The following is a 21771-nucleotide window of genomic DNA, read 5'->3' on the forward strand; positions in this document are numbered from 1 at the left end:
CGGCGCGTGCGTTTTTTTGTTCTCTATCGCGATCTCATCGCGCCGCTTCCGCGACGATCTGCGCAAGCCGCTCGCGGCAGAAATCGACGAACGACTGCGCCTGCTTCGTGAGCTGCCCGCGCTTCAGCCGCGCGCTCACGAGCCCGGACGGGCTGACCGTTTCGCTGAGGGATATCGTCACGACACGCTGGCCGTCGTACGTATAGTCGGAATGCGGGCGCGTGACGAGCAGCGAGAACCCGAAGCCCTGGCCGACCATCCCGCGCACCATCTCGATCGACGGCGAGCCGAACACGATGTTCGGCGTCAGCCCGAGTTCGTGAAACAGACTGACGAAATACGTGCGGCTCGGCTGCACGTCGAGCAGGATCATCGGCTCGACGCACAGGTCGCGCAGCGACACGTGCGTCTGGCTCGCGAACCGGTGGTTTTCGGGCAGCAGCACGTACGGCTGCTGCGGCGGCATCAGCGGCTCGGTTTCGATCGTGCCGTCGAGATCGTGGTCGTACATCAGCGCGAGATCGAACGTGCCGGACGTCAGCCCCTGCACGAGTTCCTGCTGGTCGCCGTCGCGCAGCCGGATGTTCACGCCCGGGTAGCGCTCGCGAAAACCCGCGATCAGTTGCGGCAGATAGAGCGGCGCGACCGTCTCGAAACAGCCGATGTCGATCTGCCCGGCGATCACGTCGTTGTCGGCGAGCGCGTTCTGTTCGAACTCGTGCGCGATGCGCAGCAGTTCCTGCGCTTTCCGGTAGAAGCGCGTGCCGCTCGGCGTCAGCGACACGCCCTGCGCGTGATGGCGAATGAACAGCTTTACGCCGAAGCTCTCTTCGAGCCCCTTGATCGCGCTGGAAATCGACGGCTGCGCGATAAAGAGCTGACGCGATGCCTCGGCGACGCTGCCGGATTCGACCGTCGTGATGAAGTACTTCAGTTGCCGCAATGTGTAGTGAGCCACAAGCACCTCTGATGCCCGCCCCGGCGTGCCGCCGCGGGCGCGTGCGCGTTCCATGGGGAAACAGACCCTGGCACCTTACCTGAAGTCGATCGGCGCCGAAATTTCCGCTGCAGAGCTTTTTCGTATGTCGCGGAAATATTTTTAGTATTTTCCGGTCGCGATGCACGTGGCGCACCATCGTCTCCAACCTGGATCGCGACGGGGCCGCGTGCGCGCCGGCGGGACATGTCATCCGTCCCTGCTTGCCGCGCACGCGCCGCTTCGTTCGGCGCCGCCGCGCATGCACGCGGTGCTGCGTCGCCCGCGCATCCGGACCGATGGCCGGCGCGCACCCCGACGCGCGCCGGCGTGAACGGCACGCGCGCATTGCCGCGCAGGACTGGAGACTTCACCATGACGAACGCGGAACGCAATGCGTCCCCGATGATAGAGAAGCACACGATCGGCTATGTGCCGCCCGCCGAACGCCACGGCAAGGTGCGCGACTTGTTCACGCTCTGGTTCGGCGGCAACATCGCGCCGCTGCCGATCGTGACCGGCGCGCTCGGCGTGCAGATGTTCCACCTGAACCTGATGTGGGGGATCGTCGCGATCGTCGTCGGCCAGGCGGTCGGCGGCGTGCTGATGGCGCTGCATTCGGCGCAGGGCCCGCAGATGGGCATCCCGCAGATGATCCAGAGCCGCGCGCAGTTCGGCTCGTGGGGCGCGCTGCTCGTCACGGTGATCGCGGCCGTGATGTACGTCGGCTTCTTCGCGTCGAACATCGTGCTCGCCGGCAAGTCGGTGCACGGCATCGCGTCGTCGGTGCCGGTGCCCGTCGGCATCGTGATCGGCGCGGTGGGCTCCGGGCTGATCGGGATCGTCGGCTACCGGTTCATCCATATCCTGAACCGGATCGGCACGTGGGTGCTCGGCATCGGCATCGCCGTCGGCTTCTGGATGATCCTGTCGCACGTGAACACCGCCGATTTCCTGACGCGCGGCGGCTTCGACTTCGCGGGCTGGCTCGCGACGGTATCGCTGTCGGCGCTGTGGCAGATCGCGTTCGCGCCATACGTGTCGGACTATTCGCGCTATCTGCCGGAGGACGTCGGCGTTGCGTCCACGTTCTGGGCGACCTACCTCGGCTGCACGATCGGCTCGACGCTCGCGTTCATCTTCGGCGCGGTGGCCGTGCTCGCGGTGCCGGCCGGCGCGGACACGATGGACGCGGTCAAGCAGGCGACGGGCCCGCTCGGCCCGCTGATGCTCGTGCTGTTCCTGCTGAGCGTGATCAGCCACAACGCGCTGAACCTGTACGGCGCGGTGCTCGCGGTGATCACGTCGGTGCAGACGTTCGCGTACAAGTGGATTCCGACCGCGAAGGCGCGCGCGGTGGTGTCGGTCGTGATCTTCGTCGCATGCTGCTACGCGGCGATCGGCGCGTCGACGAACTTCGTCGGCAACCTCGTCGATCTCGTGCTCGCGCTGCTGGTCGTGCTGGTGCCGTGGACGGCGATCAACCTGATCGACTTCTACGTGATCCACAAGGGCAAGTACGACATCCAGTCGATCTTCATGGCGGACGGCGGAATCTACGGCCGCTTCAATCCGCAGGCGCTGCTCGCGTATGCGATCGGCATCGTGGTGCAGATTCCGTTCATGAACACGCCGATGTATGCGGGCCCGATTCCCGCGCATCTGGGCGGCGCGGATCTGTCTTGGCTCGTGGGCCTGCTGCTGACGTCGCCGCTGTACTACTGGCTCGCGACGCGCGACAGCGCGTATCGGCGTCGGCAGGGCGGCGCGCACCTGCCGCCGACGGCGGTGCGGTAAGCGCGGCGTCGTTCGACGCGCTCGAATGAAACGGCGGCCGCATCGGGGGCGATACGGCGGCCGCGAGCGGCAAGTGCAGGGCGGCAGGCGGGCCGAAGGGCGGGGCGTGTGCCGCGACCCTTGCCCACCCGCGGATCAGACCACCGCCGAGCGCGCGACGCGCACCGGCACCGACTTGTACGACGGCGTGCCGCTTTCCTTGTCGATGTAGTCGAGCGGCACGAGCACGTTCGCTTCCGGGTAGTACGCGCCGACCGAGCCCGGCGCGATGTCGTACTCGATCGCGGTGATCTTCTCGAGGCGCAGTGTGCGGCCCGACGCCGTGACCGTCTCGATGTCGACGAGGTCGCCGTGTTCGAGCCCGTACTTGTCGAGATCGGCCGCGTTCATGAACAGCACGTCGCGCCGGCCGAACACGCCGCGATAGCGGTCGTCGAGCCCGTAGATCGTCGTGTTGTACTGATCATGGCTGCGCAGCGTGATCAGCCGCAGCACCTGCTCGGCGCCGAGCGCGTCCGCGTCCTCCTTCACGCCCTTGTAGACCGAGAACATCGCCTTGCCGGTCGGCGTCGGCCACACGCGCTCGGTGGGCGGCAGCGGCAGGCGGAAGCCGCCCGGCGTGCGGATCCGCTCGTTGAACGCGTCGAAGCCGGCTACCGTCTTGTCGATCAGGTCGCGGATGCGGTCGTAGTCGGCGATCAGGTCGAGCCACGCGACCTTGCTGTTCGGCAGCGTCGCATGCGCGATGCCGGCGACGATCGCGGGCTCCGAGCGCAACTGGTCCGACGCCGGCTTCAGCTTGCCGGCCGACGCATGGACCATCGACATCGAATCCTCGACGGTGATCGATTGCCGGCCGGTGGCCTGCATGTCGAGCTCGGTGCGGCCGAGCACCGGCAGGATGAAGGTTTCCTTGCCGACCAGCAGGTGCGAACGGTTCAGCTTCGTGCCGAGATGCACGCTCAGGTCGAGCTTCGCCATCGCCGGGAACGACAGCTCCGGATCGGGCAGCGCGACCGCGAAGTTGCCGCCGAGGCACAGCAGCGCCTTCGCGGTGCCGTCGATCATCGCTTGCATCGCTTGCACCGCATCGTGCCCGTGTTTCGCGGGCGGCGTGAAGCCGCACACGTCCTCGATCTTCTTCAGGAATTCGGCCGACGGCTTCTCGGTGATGCCGACCGTGCGGTTGCCCTGCACGTTCGAATGGCCGCGCAGCGGGCACACGCCGGCGCCGGGCTTGCCGATGTTGCCGCGCATCAGCAGCAGGTCGGCGATCAGGCGCACGGTGGCCGTGCCCTTGTTGTGCTGCGTGACGCCCATCCCGTACGTGACGATCGTCGCGTTCGACTTCGCGTACGCGAGCGCGACCTCTTCGAGCTGCGCCTGGGCGAGGCCGCTCGCGCGTTCGATGTCGTCCCACGACGTGGCTTCGAGATCGGCCGAGAACGCGTCGAAGCCGTCGGTGTGCTGCGCGATGAAATCGCGGTCGAGCACGTCGCCGCGCTCGGCCTCGAGCTTCAGCAGCGCCTTCATGATGCCTTTCAGCGCGGCCGCGTCGCCGCCCGCGTCGACCTGGTAGTACGTCGACGCGATCCGCGTCGAGCCGAACGACGCCATCTCGATCATGTCCTGCGGATCGGCGAAGCGTTCGAGCGCGCGTTCGCGCAGCGGGTTGAACACGATGATCGGCACGTTGCGGCGCGAACACTCGTGCAGCGTGCCCATCATCCGCGGATGGTTCGTGCCGGGGTTGTGGCCGATCGAGATGATCAGCTCGCAGTGGTCGAAATCCTCGAGCGACACGGTGCCCTTGCCGATGCCGATCGACTGCGGCAGGCCGACGCTGGTCGGCTCGTGGCACATGTTCGAGCAGTCGGGGAAGTTGTTGGTGCCGAGCTCGCGCGCGAACAGCTGGTACAGGTACGCGGCTTCGTTCGACGCGCGGCCCGACGTGTAGAACTCGACCTGCTCGGGCGGCAGCGCGCGCAGCACTTCGCCGATGCGCGCGAACGCGTCGTCCCATTCGATCGCGTGGAACGTGTCGGTCGCGCGGTCGTAGACGAGCGGATGCGTGAGCCGGCCCATGTTCTCCAGTTCGTAGTCCGACATGCGCAGCAGCGACGACACGGTGTTCGCCGCGAAGAACTCCGGCGTCACGCGCTTGGTCGTCGCTTCCCACGTAACGGCCTTCGCGCCGTTCTCGCAGAACTGGAACGTCGACTTGTGCTCCTTGTCCGGCCACGCGCAGCCGGGGCAGTCGAAGCCGTCGGGCTGGTTGGTCCGCATCAGCACGATCGGCGCCTCGATGGTTTCCATTTGCGTGCGCACCGCATCGGCTGTCGCGCGAAGCGCGCCCCAACCGCCGGCGGGCCCGTCGTATTTCCTGATGCCTGGCACTTCGCGTCGATTTGTCATGTGAATCTCCAATAGCCGGGCCCGATGCGGGTGGCTCGGTTGCGCCGTGTCGCGGCGTGGGGCGGCTCCGTCCGCGGACGGAGCCGGTCATGCGTGCCCCGGGTTGCGGGGCATGCGTTGTTTTAGTGCGCGTCCTTCTTCGCGCCGGACGACTTCTTGCCCGACGGCTTCGCGGCGGGCGGCGGGGCGTCGGCACGCGTGTCGTCCGCCTTCGCGTCCGCTGCTGCGTTGGCGGCCTTGCCGGTCGGTTTGGCCTTGCCGTCGGCGTCCTGCTTTGTGTCCTTCGCCTCCTTCGCGTCAGGCGCGGCGAGCTTGTTGAACTTCACTTCGTCGCTGTCCTTGTCGTAGTCGACCTCGCACTTGTCGCCGGACTTCAGCCGATCGGCGAGGATTTCCTTCGCGAGCCGCGTCTCGATGGTCTGCCGGATCTGGCGCTTCAGCTCGCGCGCGCCGAATTCAGGCTGGTAGCCGGCTTCGGTCAGGTGTGCGACGAGCGAATCGCCCATCACGAGCGTGATGTCCTGCGCGGCGGCGGTACGCACCACGCGATCGAGCTGGATCTGCACGATCGCGCGGATGTTGTCCTTCGACAGCGCGTGGAAGACGATCACCTCGTCGATCCGGTTCAGGAACTCGGGCCGGAAATGCCCCTTCAGCACCTGCATCAGTTCCTCGCGGATCGCCTTGTCGGTCTTGCGCGCGGCTTCCGGCTGCGTGAGGTTGTCCATGATGATCGCCGCGCCGAGGTTGCTGGTCGCGATGATGATCGTGTTGCTGAAATCGACCACGCGACCCTTGCCGTCGGTGAGACGCCCGTCGTCGAACACCTGCAGCAGCACGTTGTAGACGTCCGGATGCGCCTTCTCGATCTCGTCGAGCAGGATCACGCTGTACGGGCGACGCCGCACGCGCTCGGTGAGCTGGCCGCCTTCGTCGTAGCCGACGTAGCCGGGCGGCGCGCCGATCAGACGCGCGACCGCGTGGCGTTCCATGTATTCCGACATGTCGATGCGGATGATCGCCTGCTCGTCGCCGAATACGGTCTCGGCCAGCGCCTTCGCGAGCTCGGTCTTGCCGACGCCCGTCGGCCCGAGGAACAGGAACGTCGCGATCGGCCGGTGCGTCTGGCCGAGCCCCGCGCGCGACAGCCGTACCGCATCGCTGACGGCGACCACCGCATCGGCCTGGCCGACCACGCGCTCGCGCAACTGCTCCTCCATCTTCAGCAGCTTCTGGCGCTCTTCCTGCGTGAGTTCGGACACGGGGATGCCGGTCAGCCGCGACACGACCTCGGCCACCGATTCAACGGTCACCTCGAGCGTCTCCGAACCGGTCTTGCGCTGCCACGCCTCCATCATCTCGTCGACGGCCTTCTGCTTCGCGCTGATCTGCTCTTCGAACTGCTTCGCTTCGTCGAAGCGCTTGCGCGACGTCGCGTAGTCCTGCTCGCGCTTCAGTTGCGCGATCTGCGCTTCGCCTTCCTGAATGTCGACCGGGCGCGACGTCGCGCCGATCCGCACGCGCGCGGCGGCCTGGTCGATCAGGTCGATCGCCTTGTCGGGCAGGAAGCGCGACGTGATATAGCGGTCGGCGAACTCGGCGGCCGCGACGAACGCGTCGTCGGCGAACGTCACCTGGTGGTGCGCCTCGAGACTGTCGCGCAGCCCGCGCAGGATCACGATCGTCTGCTCGACGCTCGGCTCCGGCACGAACACGGGCTGGAAGCGGCGTTCGAGCGCGGCGTCCTTCTCGATGTACTTCTGGTATTCGTTGAGCGTCGTCGCGCCGATCAGGCTCAGCTCGCCGCGCGCGAGCGCGGGCTTCAGCACGTTCGCGATGTCGAGGCCGCCTTCGCCGCCGCCCTGGCCCGCGCCGACGATCGTATGCAGCTCGTCGATGAACAGGATCAGTTCGTCCTGCTTCGCGGTCACTTCGTCGATCAGCTGTTTCGCGCGTTCCTCGAATTCGCCGCGATACTTCGCGCCGGCCACCATCGAGTTGATGTTGACCTCGACGAGCCGCTTGTCGCGCAGCACTTCGGGCACGTCGCCGTTGACGATCCGCTGCGCGAGCCCCTCGACGATCGCGGTCTTGCCGACGCCCGGCTCGCCGATCAGCACCGGATTGTTCTTCTTGCGGCGCGCGAGCACCTCGATCGTGCTCTCGATTTCCTGCGCGCGGCCCAGCACCGGATCGAGCTTGCCCTGGCGCGCGATCGCGGTGAGGTCGCGGCCGAACTTGTCGAGGTTCGGCGTGCCGGTCGGCGCATCGACGCGGCCGTCCTCGGCGCCCTTGCCGACCACCTTCACGACCTTCTGGCGCAGCGCCTCGGGCGTCACGCCGTATTTCTTCAGCAGCGTGCCGGCGACGCTGTCAGGCACCGATGCGAGCCCGATCAACAAGTGCTCGGGGCCGATGTACGAGTGGCCGAGATCGCGCGACGCCTGAAACGCGTACTGCACGGCCTTCTTCACGCGCGGCGAGATCGACAGCTTGTCGAGCGGCGCGTCGGGAGCGGCCGTGCCGGTGTGCGCGTGCGCGTCGATGTACGTCTTGATGTCCTCCGGCGACAGCTTCAGTTCCTTCAGCAGCGCGGCACATACGTCGGTGTCCGCGAGCGCGTACAGCAGGTGTTCGGAATCGAGCTCGCTGCGGCGCAGCTCGTGCGCCTTCTCGGCCGCGCGCTGCAGCAGTTCGAGCGTCTGTTCGCTGAACGCGTCGGTCGGATCGACCGATTCGCGCGGAATCTCGGCGGCGAGCGGCGATTCGTCGCCGAGCCCGCCGAACAGCGACGACGGTCCACCACCGCCGAGCAGCGAATCGAACGGATTCAGCATGCTCTGATGCCGCATCAGCTGGCGGAAGTGGTAATCGCAGATCGAGATCGTCTTGCGCTCGCCGTCCTGCATCACGGTGGCGCGTGCAACGGCCGGCCGCGCGTGGCAGATATCGCAAAGTGCGGGCATGGTGGTCTGGCTCCTGTCGGTGAAGGTGGGTCGAAGCGTGACGCCCGATGCGGTGCGGCGCTCGCGCGTCCCGATCGCGGTCGGGGCGGGAAGCGCGAGTGCCGCAAGGAGCCCACGGCATCGCTTCGACTGCGTTCAAAATAACGAATCGACGCGGCCCGTCCAAGACACAGTTCCATGCCGGACCGGCCGTGAATTGCACCCTCACATGGACGCGGGCCGGGGCGGCAAGGAGTACAGACGCGCAAGCGGGCGGCGGCGCGGGCGTGTGCGGCGCGTACGGCTTGCGGTGGAAGGCGCGGGAAAGGGCGGCGCCCGAACGACGCGCGGTGCGACATCGGCGCGCAGTGCGCCGGCAGCGGCCGAACGGGGGCCAGACGGGACGCGACGCGCGAGCGCGAACCGGTGGCGTCCGGCCATGCGTGCACCGCAGCCGAGACGCGCGGTGCGGCCGGGGAAGGCGAAGGCGGGTGACACCGCACGCGCCGGCCATCGCGCAACCGCGGTGCACCACGATCAGTCGGAGAGTGTCATCGCGAGCCGTTGCCGCGCGATCTGCTTGACGTCGGCCGACAGTGCCGCATTCTGCAGACCATTGGCCCAGACGGAGAACGAATCCTCGATCAGGTTGCGCGTGTCGGGCGGCAGCTCGGCCAGCATCAGCGACACGACGGTAAACAGCACGGCGGTGTCGCCGGCCTGGCGGCTGGCATTCGCGTCGACCGTCTGTTTCAGGGTCGCGACCGACGCCTGCAGCGCCTGTAATGCATCATTCGATTCGCTCATGAAATCCTCCATGCAAGATGGGCTGGAGCGGCGACGAACCCGTGGCCGGCGGCGCGGCCGGCGCGCGACGCCCGGGCGGACATCGCGCGCCCGCAATCGCACTCAGGCGGCCGCGTTACCCTGCGGCGCCACGGCCACCGATGCCTCGCTCGTCAACATCAGGAACGTGAACGTTTCGCGCAGGTACAGGCGGACGCCCTTGTCGGTGTGGCTCGTGTAGCCGATCGACAGGTCTTCCCCGAGGTGCAGCTCGTAATCGCCGCCGCGCGTGGACAGCACGCAGCCGCCGCTGATCGCCGGCGCCCAGATGATCTCGCCGCTGACGATGCGTTTGATATGGCCGAGGACCGGATAGCCCTGGTCGCGCGCTTCGCTGAGCGCGGTGTACGCGTCCGACCCGAGCACGACCGAGTACGGACCGTCGACGCCGGCGAGGCGCAGCGCTTCCAGCGCGTCGCTGATCGCGTCCGGGTACGCGCCGACGTCCGCCGGCAGCGTGAGCCGGCGGTTCGACGTGCCTTCGCGGATGCCGATGATGCCGGCCGCGCGGTAGCCGTCGAAGATCGCGCTGTCTTCGGCGAACGCGAGCCGTTGCGCGGCTTCCTTCGCCGGCTGCCAGTCGGCGTCGCGCGCGCCGCGCTCGACGCTGTCGATCGCGTCGCGGCTCAGCTCGAACGGCACCGTCAGCTCGACGATCGTGCGTACTTCGCGCAGCCGCGCGTTCACGAGTTCGCGCGGCGCGGCCACGTCGAGCAGGTGCCCGGTGCCGACGGCCGACAGCTCGGAGCCTGCGGGCCCCTCGACGTCGACGACGCGGCGGCCGGCCACCGATCGTTTGAAGGTGCGCGCCACTTCCTCCTCGATTTGTTCCCAGGCGGACGACGAGATCGGGGCGAGTTCGCGATGCAGGTTATTCATAGGTCGGGGTTCCTTTCAGCGAGCCGATGTTCAGCGAGCCGTCGCGCCGCGGTGCGGCAGGCGCGGACGGCGTGGATTCCGGTTGGGCGGCTTCGGCGGCCGGCGCGGGGCGGTCGGCGAGCGCTTCGAGCAGGTCGGCCGACGGCACGAAGAACAGCGAGCCGGTGACCGCGCGGCTGTAGTCGAGCAGGCGGTCGTAGTTGCCGGGCGGGCGGCCGACGAACATGTTCTCGAGCATCTGCTCGATCGGCGCCGGCGAGCGCGCATAGCCGATGAAATAGGTGCCGAATTCGCCGGCGCCCGGACGCCCGAACGGCATGTTGTCGCGCAGGATCTTCACTTCCTGGCCGCCCTCGTCGAGCGTGGTCAGCGAGCTGTGCGAGCACGACGGCTTCACGTCCGGCGCGAGCTCGATGTCGGACAGCTTGGTGCGGCCGATGATGCGCTCCTGCGTCTCGACCGCGAGCGCGTTCCAGCCGGCCATGTCGTGCAGGTACTTCTGCACGAGCACGTAGCTGCCGCCCGCGAATTCCGCGTCTTCGTCGCCGATCACCGTGAAGTCGACCGCTTCGCGGCCTTCCGGATTCTCGGTGCCGTCGACGAAGCCGATCATCGCGCGCTGGTCGAAATTGCGGAAGCCGTGCACCTCGTCGACGACCGTGACCGCGTCGCCGAGCGCATTGAGCAATTGCGTCGCCAATTCGAAGCACAGGTCCATCGCTTCCGCGCGGATGTGCAGCAGGATGTCGCCGGGCGTCGCCACTGCGACGCGCTGGCCGGCGCCGAATTCGCGGAACGGATGCAGCGACGCGGGGCGCGGCTCGCCGAACAGCGCATCCCATGCGTCGGAGCCGAAGCCGCAGACGCACGTGAGGTTGCCGCCCGGCACGCGCTTGCCGACCGAGCGCACGAGCGCGGCGATGTCGCCGCACCATGAACGGATCGTGTCGGCGTGATCGGCGCCGGGATTGATCGTCGCCACGAGAAAGATCGCGCTGCGCGTGATCGGGCTGTGGACGGCCTGGGAGAGCGGGGGAGGGGTAGTCTGCATCGCGGCCTGCCGGTCAGTCATGTCGGGACGGACGGGCCGCGGCAGCCGCGGCGCGCGAACGCGAACGGTTGAACTGTGTCATGCGACGGTTCTCTTTGTGACGTGCGGATGAAGGACGTTGCGCGGGCATCGCGCAACGGGCCGCAGCGGCGGCGGCCGGCCCCCGGCGCGAAGGGGAGGCGGACGTGGCGGCCGCGCGTTCGCCCGGCGCGTGAGCTGTCCGCACCGCGTAACGGCGTCGAGCCTGCAATCTAGCAGCTTCGACGGGTCTTTGGAACACGTATCGATGATCTGTCATTCGAATGGATCAAACAGGGCCCGGTTTTGTGCGGCGCCCGCGCAGCTGTACTCCTGGCGCGCGCGGCGCTGTGCTCTTGAGCGTGCGTGTCGCGTGCAGTAGATTAGGTCCCGCTACGGTCCCGCCACGGTTCCGCTCCGCCCGACGACGACCATCATGATGAACCTTTTGGAAGCGATGCGTATTTTCGGTGCAATCGTCGAGCACGGCGGGCTGTCCGGCGCGGCGTCCGACCTGAAGCTCGACGTCGCGCAGGTGAGCGCGCGGCTCGATGGCCTCGAACGCTATCTCGGTTGCCGCTTGCTGCTGGACCGCTCGGGCGACGACGTCATATGCACCGAGGCCGGCGTCGCGTTTCATGCGTGTTGCCGGCGCACGCTGTCCGCGGTCGCGCAGGCGACCGGCGCGATCGGAACCGGTGCGTGCGCAACGGTCTCCCGTCCGCCCGTCGCAGGCTTTCCGTTTCCCGACACCCCCCGCCGCAGCGATGGCGCATCGATCGCGGCACCGACGACACTGCACCGGACAACGCGTTGAATATTTCCACTGCATCCGCCGATACGACCGCCGAGCGCATTCGTCGCCGCTTCGGCCATTTCCTTCACGCGGCCGAGCTGGCCGGGCTGGTCGTGATCGGGCTGGCGACCGCGTTCGCGATGACGCAGGAGGCGTGGAAGGTCGTGCTCGCGGGCGAAGTGTCGCTGACGGACCTGCTGCTGATGTTCCTGTATCTGGAAGTGCTCGCGATGGACCTGCGCTACCTGCGGCTCGGCCGGCTGCCGGTGCGGTTTCCGCTGTTCATCGCGATGACGTCGCTCGCGCGCGACCTGATCCTGCGCGGCGCGACCGACAGCCCCGAGCGGATGCTGATGACGACTTTCGGGATCGTGCTGCTCGCGGTCGGCGTGCTGATCCTGAGCTTCGGCCAGCATCGCTTTCCGGCGGACGTCGACGATGTCGAGGACGACGTGCATGTGCGCAAGTAACGCGGCCCGGGCGGCATTCGAAGCGAACCCCGGCGCGCCGTGCGACGTGCGGCGGCCCCATTCTCATCCCAACACGCGAGGTGTCGCATGACCAGGCAATTGATCGTCGCCGTATTCGGCAGCGTCGACACGGCCCGCCGGGCCGCGAACGATTTCGATGCGCTGTCGGAGAAGAACGAAGGATTCCATATCGAGAATGGCGTCGTCGTCGAGAAGGACGCGAACGGCAAGCTCGCGGTGCTCGACGCCGAATCGCGGCCGTTCAGGGGCGGCGTGATCGGCGCGATCGCGGGCGGCTTGCTCGGCCTGCTGGCCGGACCGCTCGGCGTGGTGACCGGCATGGCGGCCGGCGCGGGCGCCGGCATTCTCGCGCAAGCGGCCGGCAACGCGCTGCTCGACGGCACGTTCGTCGAGACGGTCGCGGCGCGGCTCGTGCCCGGCAGCGTCGCGGTCATTCTCGAAGCGAAGGAGGACACGCCGTTCTCGGTCGACAACGTCGTCACGGGATTCGGCGGCAAGGTGTTTCGCCAGACGCTCGACTGAGCCCGCCCCTTTTCGAACCGAGTCGGGAGAACCGCATGCGTATCGATCAATCGTACCGCCGCTTCGACATCGCGGCGACGCTGTCGCCGCTGCCCGGCAACCGCGCGATCGCGAGCGTCGACGTGACGACCGACGATCCGGGCCGCCTCGCCGATCTCGGCACGAGCCAGTTCCTGCAGATCCGCAAGTGGCTCGAGTCGAACGACGTCGCGCTGCTGACTGTGGTGTTCGACGAGTGCAAGGTCGCGATCGACCACTACGCGGACAACGTCGACGACGCGTGAGGGCGAGCGGGCCCCCGCATGGCCGGGCTTCGCAACACCGCCGGCCGCTCCGCCATCCTCGGGACATCATGACGTGCGCGCGGCGAACGGCGGTCGCGACGTCGCATGCGCATCTGTTCACCACGCCGGCCTGATTTGACGTTTCCTCGCCAAACTGTCACTTACATTCGCCGAAATGACGCAGTAGGATGCCGAACCTTGTCTTGATGAGATTCGCATTGCTATCCGCCTTCAATTTCGATAACGGACGAGGTTCCAGCCGGGACACCCGCGCCCGGCGACGGCTATCCGGCTTCATGCGTCGGCGCGGCCGTGCCGCCCATGCGGCGCAAGCCGGTTCATCGCGGCCGGGGCGAGGCGGATGAAGCTCTACGAGAAGTTTGCGAACGACGTAGAGCGACTCATTCGGCAAGGCGTATATCGACACGGCGACCGTGTGCCGTCGGTGCGGCAGGCGAGCCAGCAGCACCGGATCAGCATCACGACGGTGCTGCATGCGTATCTGCTGCTGGAAAGCCGCGGGCTGCTCGAAAGCCGGCCGCAGTCGGGCTATTTCGTGAACCTGCGGCGCGACGACGGGCACGCGCCGGTGCGCGAACTGCGGCCGTCGAAGCCGATCGCGATCTCGTCGTCGGTCGACGTGAGCCGGCTCGTGCTGTCGACGCTGCGCTCGATCGGCACGGACGACGCGGTGCCGCTCGGCTCGCCGTATCCGGACCCGAGCCTGTTCCCGTTCGAGAAACTGAACCGCTACGCGTATGCGGCCGGCCGCGACAAGTCGCTGTGGGGCGTGACCGACGGGCTGCCGCCCGGCCATCCGCGACTGATCCGGCAGATCGCGCGCCGCTACCTGGAGAACGGGATGTCGGTGGACCCGAACGAGATCATTGTGACGGTCGGCGCGACGGAGGCGATCAACCTGTGCCTGCAGGCGGTCGCGAAACCGGGCGACACGATCGCGGTGGAGTCGCCGACGTTCTACGCGATGCTGCACGCGATCGAGCGGATGGGGATGAAGGCGATCGAGGTGGCCACGCATCCGGAATACGGGATCGACATCGCGGCGCTGGCCGCGATCGCGAAGTCGCAGCCGATCGCCGCGTGCATGGTGATGCCGAATTTCCAGAATCCGCTGGGTTTCCAGATGCCAGACGAGCGCAAGCGCGAACTGGTTGAGTTCGCAACGAAGGCCGGCATGCCGATCATCGAGAACGGCGTCTACAACGAACTGTATTTCGGCGATACGCATCCGAGTTCGCTGAAATCCTACGACCGGACCGGGATCGTGCTGCATTGCTCGTCGTTCTCGAAGAGCCTGACGGCCGCGTACCGGATCGGCTGGGCGCTGCCGGGCCGTTATCGCGATCAGGTCGAGAAGCTGAAGTTCCTGAATACGCTCGCGACGCCGTCGTTGCCGCAACTGGCGATCGCGGAGTTTCTCGAGCGCGACGGCTACGAACATCACCTGCGGCGAATTCGCAAGGCGTATGCGCAGCAGGCGAACCTGATGCGCGCGATGGTGTCGCGGTTTTTTCCGGAGGGCACGCGCATGTCGAGCCCGGCGGGCGGGTATGTGCTGTGGGTCGAGCTGCCCGCGCAGGTCGATGCGATGCGGTTGTACCAGCTTGCGCTGGAGCAGGGGATCACGATCGGGCCGGGCTACATGTTTTCGATCGCGGACACCTATCGAAACTTCATCCGCCTGAACTACAGCAGCCCGTGGTCGCCGGAGATCGAGCAGGCGGTGATCACGGTCGGCAAGCTGGCCGCCGCCTGCGTCGGCTGAGCGCGCCGCCGCGCGCGGTGCGACGTCATGTCAGCCGATACGACTGCGCGCCGGTGCCCGCGAGCGTGCCGCCGTCGACGATCAGGTATTCGTTGCGGATCGGCCTGCCGTCGAACCAGCATTGCAGGATCTCCAGCGTGCCGGCCGCATAGCGCGCCTGCGCGGACAACGACGTGCGCGAGATATGCGGCGTCATTCCGTTGAACGGCATCGTGCGCCACGGGTGATCGGCGGGCGCCGGCTGCGGAAACCACACGTCGCCGCCATAGCCGGCGAGATGGCCGGACGTGAGCGCATTCACGACCGCGTCGCGGTCGACCAGCTTCGCGCGTGCGGTGTTGATCAGGTACGCGCCGCGCTTCATCCGCGCGATCATCGCCGCGTCGAACAGGTGCTCGGTCGACGGGTACAGCGGAATCTGCAGGTTGACGATATCGACGGCGCTTGCGAGCGATGCCGCGTCGGCGTGATACGTGAGCGCGAGCGCCTGCTCGATCGACGCATCGAGCCGGTGGCGCTGCGTGTAATGCAGAGGCAGGCCGAACGGGTGCAGCCGGCGCAGCACGGCCAGACCGATGCGCCCTGCGCCGACCGTGCCGGACACCGAGCCGACGAGTTCGCCGGGCCGGAAGCCGGGCGGGCCGGCCGGCGTCGGCGCGGTTTGGCCGTCCGCATAGCGCGTGATGACCGGCATCGCATCGCGCACGTAGCGCGGCGGATAGCCGTCGACGGGATCGGGGTAGAGCACGCACAGCACGGTGGCCATCGGGTAGCGCTCCTGTGACAGGGGGAAGGCGGCACGCGGATTGCGCGGGTCGCGCGGGCGCTCGCAGCGCGGCCGGCGTGTTGCGCCGCAACGTCGATCACGTTCTACGCCGGTCGTGGATCGCGTACAAGCTACAGTCCGCGTTTCTCGTGCGCTGCGGGGCGTCTGTACCTGTTCTTTTCAGGAGGGATGTCGATAATGGGATCGTTACCTGACTTTTCGGGAGCCACGTCATGACTGGAAGCGATGCTGCGTCCTCACCCGATCTCACGCAAGGGATCGCGCTCGACGATCTCGCCGACGGCGCGATGATCGAAGGCCATGTCGGCGATGCGGCGGTGCTGCTCGTGCGCCGCGGCGACGAACTGTTCGCGGTGGGCGCGCAATGCCCGCACTACGGCGGCCCGCTGGCCAAGGGCCTGCTGGTCGGCGACACGATTCGATGCCCGTGGCATCACGCGGCGTTCTGCCTGCGCACCGGCGAGATGGAGCGTGCACCGGCGCTCGACGGGCTGCCGTGCTGGCACGTCGAGCGGCGCGACGGCCGCGCAGTCGTTATCGATGCGCGACCGGCCGCCGTGCCGCCCGCGCTGAAGGCGGCCGGGCTGCCGGCCTCGGTCGTGATCGTCGGCGGCGGCGCGGCCGCGATCGCGGCAGCCGTCACGCTGCGGCAGGAAGGCTATCCGCATCCGATCACGCTGCTGAGCGCCGATGCCGATCCGCCGTACGACCGGCCGAACCTGTCGAAGGATTACCTCGCGGGCACGGCTCAGGCCGACTGGCTGCCGCTGCGCGCACCGTCGTTTTATACCGAGCAGCGGATCGACGTACGCTGCAACACGCGGGTCGCGCGCATCGATCCCGCGCAGCGGGCGGTCGAGCTCGCCGACGGCAGTCGTATCGAATACGGCGCGCTGCTGCTCGCCACGGGCGCCGAGCCGAACCGGCTGAACGTGCCCGGCGCCGATCTGCCGCACGTCTGTGTGCTGCGCTCGCGCGCCGATTGCGATGCGCTGATCGCCAGGCTGAAAACGGCGCGCCGCTGCGTGGTGGTCGGCGCGAGCTTCATCGGGCTCGAAGCCGCCGCCGCGTTGCGCACGCGCGGGCTCGACGTGCAGGTGGTCGCGCCCGATCCGCATCCGATGGGCCGCGTGCTCGGCGACGCGCTCGGCGACACGATCAAGGCGCTGCACGAAGCGCACGGCGTCGTGTTCCACCTCGGCGCGACGCCCGCGCGGATCGGACCGGACAGCGTGACGCTGTCGAACGGCGACGTGCTGCCGGCCGACGTCGTGCTGGTCGGCATCGGCGTGCATCCGAACGTCGCGCTCGCGCAGGACGCGGGGCTCGCCGTCGAGCGCGGCGTGACGGTCGACCGCTTCCTGCAGACGAGCGCGCCCGGCATCTACGCGGCCGGCGACATCGCGCGCTGGCCCGATCCGCTGACGGGCGAGCGGATTCGCGTCGAGCACTGGGTCGTCGCCGAACGGCAGGGCATCGTCGCCGCGCGCAACATGCTCGGCCAGCAGCGGCCGTTCGACGCGGTGCCGTTTTTCTGGAGCCAGCATTACGACCTGACGCTCCGCTATGTCGGGCATGCGGAGCAATGGGATCGCGTCGAGATCGACGGCGACCTCGGCGCGCACGACTGCTCGATCGCATACTGGCGCGGCAACACGCGGCGCGCGGTCGTGACGATCGCCCGCGATCTCGACAGCCTGAAGGCCGAAGCGGCGCTCGAGCGGCAGATCGTGCCCGCCTGAAAGCAGCATGACGCCCCCCACCGAACCTTGAAGGGAGACGAGATGAACCCCGACGTCCGTGCACGTTTCGAAACCGAGTTCGCGCCGCGCTGGCCGAACTCGGCACGTTGCGCGACCGGCACGTCGTCGCGCTCGCGGGTGTCGTGATCGTCGCCTGCTCGACCGACGGACAGTTGCGCACGCATGCAGTCGACCCGGGCCGCGTGTCGTCCGGCGTGCTGCTCGACAATGTGGTCGCGCACATCGAATCGTCGCTCGACGCGTGGCGCGCAAGGCGCGTCCCGGCACGGTGTCGCTCGGGCTGGCCGCGACGCAGGTCGACATCTACGCGCTGAGCGCGGCGCTCGCGCCGCTGGGCGGCGCAGTGGCCGACACGACGCTGTCGGTCGACGACGAACTGAAGCTCGTCGAAGCGATCTCGAACGCACGCGACGACAACGACGGCAACAGCGGTAACGACGGCAACGACTCGCCGACGAACTGACACACCGACACGGTCTTTCCCCGAAATCGCCGCGCTTCCCGCCCGCGCATCACGGCGCCGCGCGCGCTGCACAGGCGCACCCCTTGCTCGATCGGCTCGACGGTCACATTCACCGTTTCCGCTTTCGACAAGGAGGGCCTGACATGAAAGCAGTCGTATTTCACGGCATCGGCGACATTCGCATCGACACGGTGCCCGATCCGGAAGTCTCCGCGCCGACCGACGCGGTCGTGCGCCTGACCGCCAGCGCGATCTGCGGCACCGATCTGCACATGGTGCGCGGCACGCTCGGCGGGATGAAGCCCGGCACGATCCTGGGCCACGAAGGCGTCGGCATCGTCGAGGCGGTCGGGCGCGACGTACGCAACCTGCGGCGCGGCGATCGCGTGCTGATTCCGTCGACGATCGCGTGCGGCAGCTGCGCGTACTGCCGCGCCGGCTACACAGCGCAATGCGACGTCGCGAACCCCGGCGGCCCGCGCGCGGGCACTTCGTTCTTCGGCGGGCCGGCGGAAACGGGCCCGTTCGACGGGCTGCAGGCCGAATACGCACGCACGCCGCTTGCGCATGCGAGCCTGATCCGGCTGCCCGATGCGATCGACGACGATCGCGCGATCCTGATGTCGGACATCTTCCCCACCGGCTATTTCGGCGCGCAGCTCGCGGAAGTGAAGCCGGGCGATACGGTCGCCGTGTTTGGCGCGGGGCCGGTCGGGCAGTTCGCGATCGCGAGCGCGAAGCTGATGGGCGCCGGACGCGTGATCGCGGTCGACCGCATCGCGTCGCGGCTCGAGATGGCGTGCGCGCAGGGCGCCGAGATCGTCGATTTTTCCGAGGACGATCCGGTCGACACGATATTGCGGCTGACGGGCGGGATCGGCGTCGATCGCGTGATCGACGCGGTGGGCGTCGATGCGATGCGCGCGACGCACGGGCCTGCCGCCGCCGATCGCGACGCCGCGCGCGCGTTCGATGCGGAAGTCGACGCGATCGCGCCGCACCGCAAGCCGGACGGCCGCAACTGGGTGCCGGGCGACGGGCCGTCGCAGGTGCTGCAATGGGCGGTGCGCGCGGTCGCGAAGGCCGGCACGATCTCGGTGATCGGCGTGTATCCGCAGGCGGCGCGCGTGTTTCCGATCGGCGAGGCGATGAACCGGAACCTCACGATCAAGATGGGCAACTGCAATCACCGGACGGTGACGCCGCCGCTCGTCGAGCTGGTGCGCAGCGGCGCGTTCGATCCGCTGTCGGTGCTCACGCGCAGCGAGCCGCTGACGAACGCGATCGATGCGTATCGCGCGTTCGACGTGCGCGAGCCCGGCTGGATGAAAGTGAAGCTGACGCCGTGACGACACGAACCGAAACGATGCAAACCGAAACCGGGAGAACTGCGATGAGCGATCAATACGACAACTGCATGGCCGCGTGCGACGCGTGCGCGCACGCGTGCGACACCTGTGCGGCCGCCTGCCTCGCCGAGCGCGACGTGCACGCGCTGGCCGGCTGCATCGCGCTCGACATCGAATGCGCGCAGCTGTGCCGCTTCGCGTCGGGCGCGATGGCGCGCCGCAGCGGGCTCGCACCGCGCATTTGCGCGCTGTGCGCACACGCGTGCGACTTGTGCGCGGCCGAGTGTTCGCGGCATGCGCACGAGCATTGCCGCCGCTGCGCGCTCGCGTGCGAGGCGTGCGCGGCGATGTGCCGCGCGATGGCCTGAGTACGGGCGCTTACGGCGTGTCCTGAACCTGGCGCGCGACGCGCTGCAGCAGCGCGTCGAGGACGGCCATCTCGACGGGCTTCACGAGATGGTCGTCGAAGCCCGCGCGTTCGGTGCGCGCGAGGTCGGACGCGCGCGCATGGCCGGACAGCGCGACGCAGGTCGTGTCGCGCAGCGCGTCGATCGCGCGCAGTTCCTGCAGCAGCGTGAAGCCGTCGACGTCCGGCATCGTCAGGTCGAGCAGCATCAGGTGCGGCGCATAGTCGCGCGCGAGGGCCAGCGCGTCGGCCGCGTTGTACGCGACGCGCGGCGCATGCCCTTTCATTTGCAGCAGCACCGCGAGCGTATCGGCCGAATCGCGGTTGTCGTCGACGACGACGATGCGCAGCGGCGCGTCGGCCGGCGGTTCGAGCGCGGCTGGCGCGGGCGGTGCGGAAGGGGCGTTGCGGGTCGTTTGCGCGATCGGTAGCCATATCGTGAACGTTGCGCCGTGGCCGGGCCCGTCGCTTTCCGCGACGATCCGCCCGCCGTGCAGTTCGACGAACGACCGGCAGATCGCGAGCCCGAGCCCGAACCCGTCGGACGGGGAGCGACCCGATGCGCCTTCCTGCTGGAACAGGTCGAAGATCGTTTCGAGCGCGCCCGGTGCGATGCCAACGCCGTGATCGACGACGCGGATCGCAACCGACGGCCCCTCGATCCGCGCGCCGACGTCGATCCGGCCGCCGTGCGGCGAGAATTTCGACGCGTTGTCGAGCAGGTTGTGCAGCACCTGGACGAGCCGTGCGTCGTCGCCGTGCAGGACCACGGAATCGGTCGGCAGGTCGACGCGGATCCACTGCCCGCGCGCGGCCAGCTTCGGCTGGATGCTTTCGACGCCGCGGCACACGATGTCGCGCACGGTGATGGGGCGCGCGTCGAGTTCGACCTTGCCGGCCGTGATCCGCCCGACGTCGAGCAGATCGTCGACGAGCCGCGTCAGTTGCCCGACCTGGCGATGCACGGCGTCGCGACACTGCACGAGCGCGGGCGCGGGATCGGGCAGGCTCTGCAGCACGCCGACCGAATTGCGCAGCGGCGCCAGATGATTGCGCAGCTCGTGCGCGAGCATCGCGATGAACACGCTGAGTCGATGCGTCGACGCTTCGAGCTCCTCGAGCCGCTTGCGCTCGGTCATGTCGCGCGTGATCTTGATGAAGCCGCACAGCTGGTGTGTCGCGTCGTGCACCGGCGTGATCGTCACGCTCGCCCAGAACTGCGTGCCGTCCTTGCGCACGCGCCAGCCTTCGTCCTCGAAGTGGCCGTGCGCGGCGGCCAGCGCGAGCCCGTGCGCCGGCCGGCCGGCCGCGATCGCGTCGGACGGATAGAACAGCGAGAAATGGTGGCCGACGATCTCGGCGGCGGCGTAACCCTTGATGCGCTGGGCGCCGGCGTTCCACGTCGCGACATTGCCGTGCGGGTCGAGCATGAATACCGCGTAGTCGGTGATCGACTCCACCACGGTCTGAAACCGGAATTCGGCGAAGCGGTGCAGCAGGTCGCGCGCGTCGGGCGAACCGGGCGGCGGCGGATGCGGTTGGAGATCGGCGTCGTCTTTCTTCATCGGAGCGGCAAGTTGAACATGCGGGCGGCCGCAGGTCGCCGGCCCGCTGCCGGGCGCGCCGGCGGCGGCCATACGGAGCGAATTGGCACGTCCGAAAGCATAAAGGAACTCGATTCAGCTGATCAATGGGTGCGCATGGGCCGTGCCGTCCGCAGGGCCCGCCGTCCGCGCCGGGCGCGGCATGCCGATTGCACCAACGTGCAGTCCGCCTGCCGTGCGGCGGCCGTCCGGCCGATCGCGCGGCGGCAAGCCAGGCAAGGAGACCGACATGAACAGCACGCTGAATCCCGATAACGAACCGGCCGGCCCGGACGACGACAACGCCAGCCGCGGCCGCGACGGCCGGGCGCTCGGCCCGAGCGACTCGTCCGACAGCGGCAGCGACACGGCGGGCGCGCGGCGCCATCCGTTCGACGTCGATTCGCCGCTGGACGACCACGCGCTCGAACGCGGCGACGCGGCGCTCGACAGCGATACGGACCGCGCGGGGACCGGCGAGCGCGCGTCGGCGGACGGCGATTCGACGCTCGAGGAGGGCGCCGATATCGAGCCGGACCGCACCGAGCGGCTGAGCGAACCCGGCCGCACGGACGACGCGGACGACCCGGACGAATCCGGCGCCGCGCGGTGAC

Annotated in this window: 19 protein-coding genes; 11 read left to right on the top strand and 8 right to left on the bottom strand. The window is 68.4% G+C overall.

Features of this window, described 5'->3' with window-relative positions; genetic code table 11:
• Positions 1-34 precede the first annotated feature (34 nt).
• A complete protein-coding gene (locus tag J8I33_RS19460; RefSeq protein ID WP_124557616.1) occupies positions 35-958 on the bottom strand; it encodes a LysR substrate-binding domain-containing protein in 924 nt (307 codons plus the stop codon).
• Between the two features lie 393 nt (positions 959-1351).
• On the opposite strand from J8I33_RS19460, the gene J8I33_RS19465 reads away from it, so the two are divergent.
• Entirely contained in the window at positions 1352-2773 is a 1422-nt protein-coding gene (locus J8I33_RS19465) for a cytosine permease (protein ID WP_089490315.1), read from the top strand.
• 135 nt (positions 2774-2908) lie between these two features.
• On the opposite strand, the gene J8I33_RS19470 is transcribed toward J8I33_RS19465, so the two are convergent.
• From J8I33_RS19470 to J8I33_RS19490, 5 genes are all read right to left on the bottom strand, one after another.
• On the bottom strand, positions 2909-5188 hold the full coding sequence (locus tag J8I33_RS19470) for an FdhF/YdeP family oxidoreductase (RefSeq protein WP_089490316.1): 2280 nt from the start codon (positions 5186-5188) through the stop codon (positions 2909-2911).
• A gap of 122 nt (positions 5189-5310) precedes the next feature.
• Positions 5311-8154, bottom strand: coding sequence for an AAA family ATPase (locus J8I33_RS19475; protein ID WP_089490317.1), 2844 nt, complete (start codon positions 8152-8154; stop codon positions 5311-5313).
• Between the two features lie 516 nt (positions 8155-8670).
• Positions 8671-8940 carry a hypothetical protein gene (locus J8I33_RS19480; RefSeq protein WP_050014023.1) on the bottom strand — a complete coding sequence of 90 codons (270 nt, stop codon included), beginning with the start codon at positions 8938-8940 and terminating at the stop codon, positions 8671-8673.
• Positions 8941-9042: 102 nt separating this feature from the next.
• Positions 9043-9858, bottom strand: a complete 816-nt coding sequence (locus tag J8I33_RS19485) for a family 1 encapsulin nanocompartment shell protein (RefSeq protein WP_209938767.1) — start codon at positions 9856-9858, stop codon at positions 9043-9045.
• Positions 9851-10930 (bottom strand): Dyp-type peroxidase, encoded by a 1080-nt coding sequence (locus J8I33_RS19490; RefSeq protein WP_089490318.1) that lies wholly within the window; start codon positions 10928-10930, stop codon positions 9851-9853. Before J8I33_RS19490 ends, J8I33_RS19485 begins: the two co-directional genes overlap by 8 nt.
• Before the next feature lie 436 nt (positions 10931-11366).
• Between J8I33_RS19490 and J8I33_RS19495 the strand changes: the two genes are divergently transcribed.
• From J8I33_RS19495 to J8I33_RS19515, 5 genes are all read left to right on the top strand, one after another.
• Positions 11367-11744 carry a LysR family transcriptional regulator gene (locus J8I33_RS19495; protein WP_089490319.1) on the top strand — a complete coding sequence of 126 codons (378 nt, stop codon included), beginning with the start codon at positions 11367-11369 and terminating at the stop codon, positions 11742-11744.
• Complete coding sequence (locus J8I33_RS19500; protein ID WP_050014020.1) at positions 11741-12193, top strand: phosphate-starvation-inducible PsiE family protein; 453 nt, start codon at positions 11741-11743, stop codon at positions 12191-12193. The genes J8I33_RS19495 and J8I33_RS19500 overlap by 4 nt, the downstream gene beginning before the upstream one ends.
• An 87-nt stretch (positions 12194-12280) precedes the next feature.
• Positions 12281-12736, top strand: a complete 456-nt coding sequence (locus tag J8I33_RS19505) for a DUF1269 domain-containing protein (protein ID WP_089490320.1) — start codon at positions 12281-12283, stop codon at positions 12734-12736.
• Positions 12737-12771: 35 nt separating this feature from the next.
• Positions 12772-13020 carry a hypothetical protein gene (locus tag J8I33_RS19510; protein WP_006498393.1) on the top strand — a complete coding sequence of 83 codons (249 nt, stop codon included), beginning with the start codon at positions 12772-12774 and terminating at the stop codon, positions 13018-13020.
• Positions 13021-13381: 361 nt separating this feature from the next.
• On the top strand, positions 13382-14806 hold the full coding sequence (locus J8I33_RS19515; protein ID WP_209938770.1) for a PLP-dependent aminotransferase family protein: 1425 nt from the start codon (positions 13382-13384) through the stop codon (positions 14804-14806).
• 25 nt (positions 14807-14831) lie between these two features.
• Here J8I33_RS19515 and J8I33_RS19520 read toward each other — a convergent pair whose 3' ends face one another.
• Positions 14832-15572 (bottom strand): NAD(P)-dependent oxidoreductase, encoded by a 741-nt coding sequence (locus tag J8I33_RS19520; RefSeq protein WP_209938772.1) that lies wholly within the window; start codon positions 15570-15572, stop codon positions 14832-14834.
• Positions 15573-15805: 233 nt separating this feature from the next.
• On the opposite strand from J8I33_RS19520, the gene J8I33_RS19525 reads away from it, so the two are divergent.
• From J8I33_RS19525 to J8I33_RS19540, 4 genes are all read left to right on the top strand, one after another.
• Complete coding sequence (locus tag J8I33_RS19525) at positions 15806-17335, top strand: FAD-dependent oxidoreductase (protein WP_209938773.1); 1530 nt, start codon at positions 15806-15808, stop codon at positions 17333-17335.
• Positions 17336-17597: 262 nt separating this feature from the next.
• Complete coding sequence (locus tag J8I33_RS34525; protein ID WP_245170060.1) at positions 17598-17819, top strand: hypothetical protein; 222 nt, start codon at positions 17598-17600, stop codon at positions 17817-17819.
• Between the two features lie 143 nt (positions 17820-17962).
• Positions 17963-19168: a zinc-dependent alcohol dehydrogenase gene (locus J8I33_RS19535; RefSeq protein ID WP_050014013.1), complete on the top strand. Its 1206-nt coding sequence runs from the start codon at positions 17963-17965 to the stop codon at positions 19166-19168.
• A gap of 44 nt (positions 19169-19212) precedes the next feature.
• On the top strand, positions 19213-19536 hold the full coding sequence (locus J8I33_RS19540) for a four-helix bundle copper-binding protein (RefSeq protein WP_175975264.1): 324 nt from the start codon (positions 19213-19215) through the stop codon (positions 19534-19536).
• Positions 19537-19546: 10 nt separating this feature from the next.
• Here J8I33_RS19540 and J8I33_RS19545 read toward each other — a convergent pair whose 3' ends face one another.
• Positions 19547-21139: an ATP-binding protein gene (locus J8I33_RS19545; protein ID WP_124653543.1), complete on the bottom strand. Its 1593-nt coding sequence runs from the start codon at positions 21137-21139 to the stop codon at positions 19547-19549.
• A gap of 268 nt (positions 21140-21407) precedes the next feature.
• Between J8I33_RS19545 and J8I33_RS19550 the strand changes: the two genes are divergently transcribed.
• Entirely contained in the window at positions 21408-21770 is a 363-nt protein-coding gene (locus J8I33_RS19550; protein WP_209938775.1) for a chemotaxis protein, read from the top strand.
• Position 21771: the final 1 nt, after the last annotated feature.

The sequence above is a fragment of the Burkholderia sp. AcTa6-5 genome (assembly GCF_017815075.1).
In the GTDB taxonomy this organism is placed as follows: Bacteria; Pseudomonadota; Gammaproteobacteria; order Burkholderiales; family Burkholderiaceae; genus Burkholderia; species Burkholderia sola.

Bases quoted from the DNA above. Each gene is read 5' to 3' on its own strand.
- J8I33_RS19465 (WP_089490315.1), top strand. From the start codon at position 1,352: ATGACGAACGCGGAACGCAATGCGTCCCCGATGATAGAGAAGCACACG.
- J8I33_RS19470 (WP_089490316.1), bottom strand. From the start codon at position 5,188: ATGACAAATCGACGCGAAGTGCCAGGCATCAGGAAATACGACGGGCCC.
- J8I33_RS19475 (WP_089490317.1), bottom strand. From the start codon at position 8,154: ATGCCCGCACTTTGCGATATCTGCCACGCGCGGCCGGCCGTTGCACGC.
- J8I33_RS19480 (WP_050014023.1), bottom strand. From the start codon at position 8,940: ATGAGCGAATCGAATGATGCATTACAGGCGCTGCAGGCGTCGGTCGCG.
- J8I33_RS19485 (WP_209938767.1), bottom strand. From the start codon at position 9,858: ATGAATAACCTGCATCGCGAACTCGCCCCGATCTCGTCGTCCGCCTGG.
- J8I33_RS19490 (WP_089490318.1), bottom strand. From the start codon at position 10,930: ATGACTGACCGGCAGGCCGCGATGCAGACTACCCCTCCCCCGCTCTCC.
- J8I33_RS19495 (WP_089490319.1), top strand. From the start codon at position 11,367: ATGAACCTTTTGGAAGCGATGCGTATTTTCGGTGCAATCGTCGAGCAC.
- J8I33_RS19505 (WP_089490320.1), top strand. From the start codon at position 12,281: ATGACCAGGCAATTGATCGTCGCCGTATTCGGCAGCGTCGACACGGCC.
- J8I33_RS19510 (WP_006498393.1), top strand. From the start codon at position 12,772: ATGCGTATCGATCAATCGTACCGCCGCTTCGACATCGCGGCGACGCTG.
- J8I33_RS19515 (WP_209938770.1), top strand. From the start codon at position 13,382: ATGAAGCTCTACGAGAAGTTTGCGAACGACGTAGAGCGACTCATTCGG.
- J8I33_RS19520 (WP_209938772.1), bottom strand. From the start codon at position 15,572: ATGGCCACCGTGCTGTGCGTGCTCTACCCCGATCCCGTCGACGGCTAT.
- J8I33_RS19525 (WP_209938773.1), top strand. From the start codon at position 15,806: ATGACTGGAAGCGATGCTGCGTCCTCACCCGATCTCACGCAAGGGATC.
- J8I33_RS19535 (WP_050014013.1), top strand. From the start codon at position 17,963: ATGAAAGCAGTCGTATTTCACGGCATCGGCGACATTCGCATCGACACG.
- J8I33_RS19540 (WP_175975264.1), top strand. From the start codon at position 19,213: ATGAGCGATCAATACGACAACTGCATGGCCGCGTGCGACGCGTGCGCG.
- J8I33_RS19545 (WP_124653543.1), bottom strand. From the start codon at position 21,139: ATGAAGAAAGACGACGCCGATCTCCAACCGCATCCGCCGCCGCCCGGT.
- J8I33_RS19550 (WP_209938775.1), top strand. From the start codon at position 21,408: ATGAACAGCACGCTGAATCCCGATAACGAACCGGCCGGCCCGGACGAC.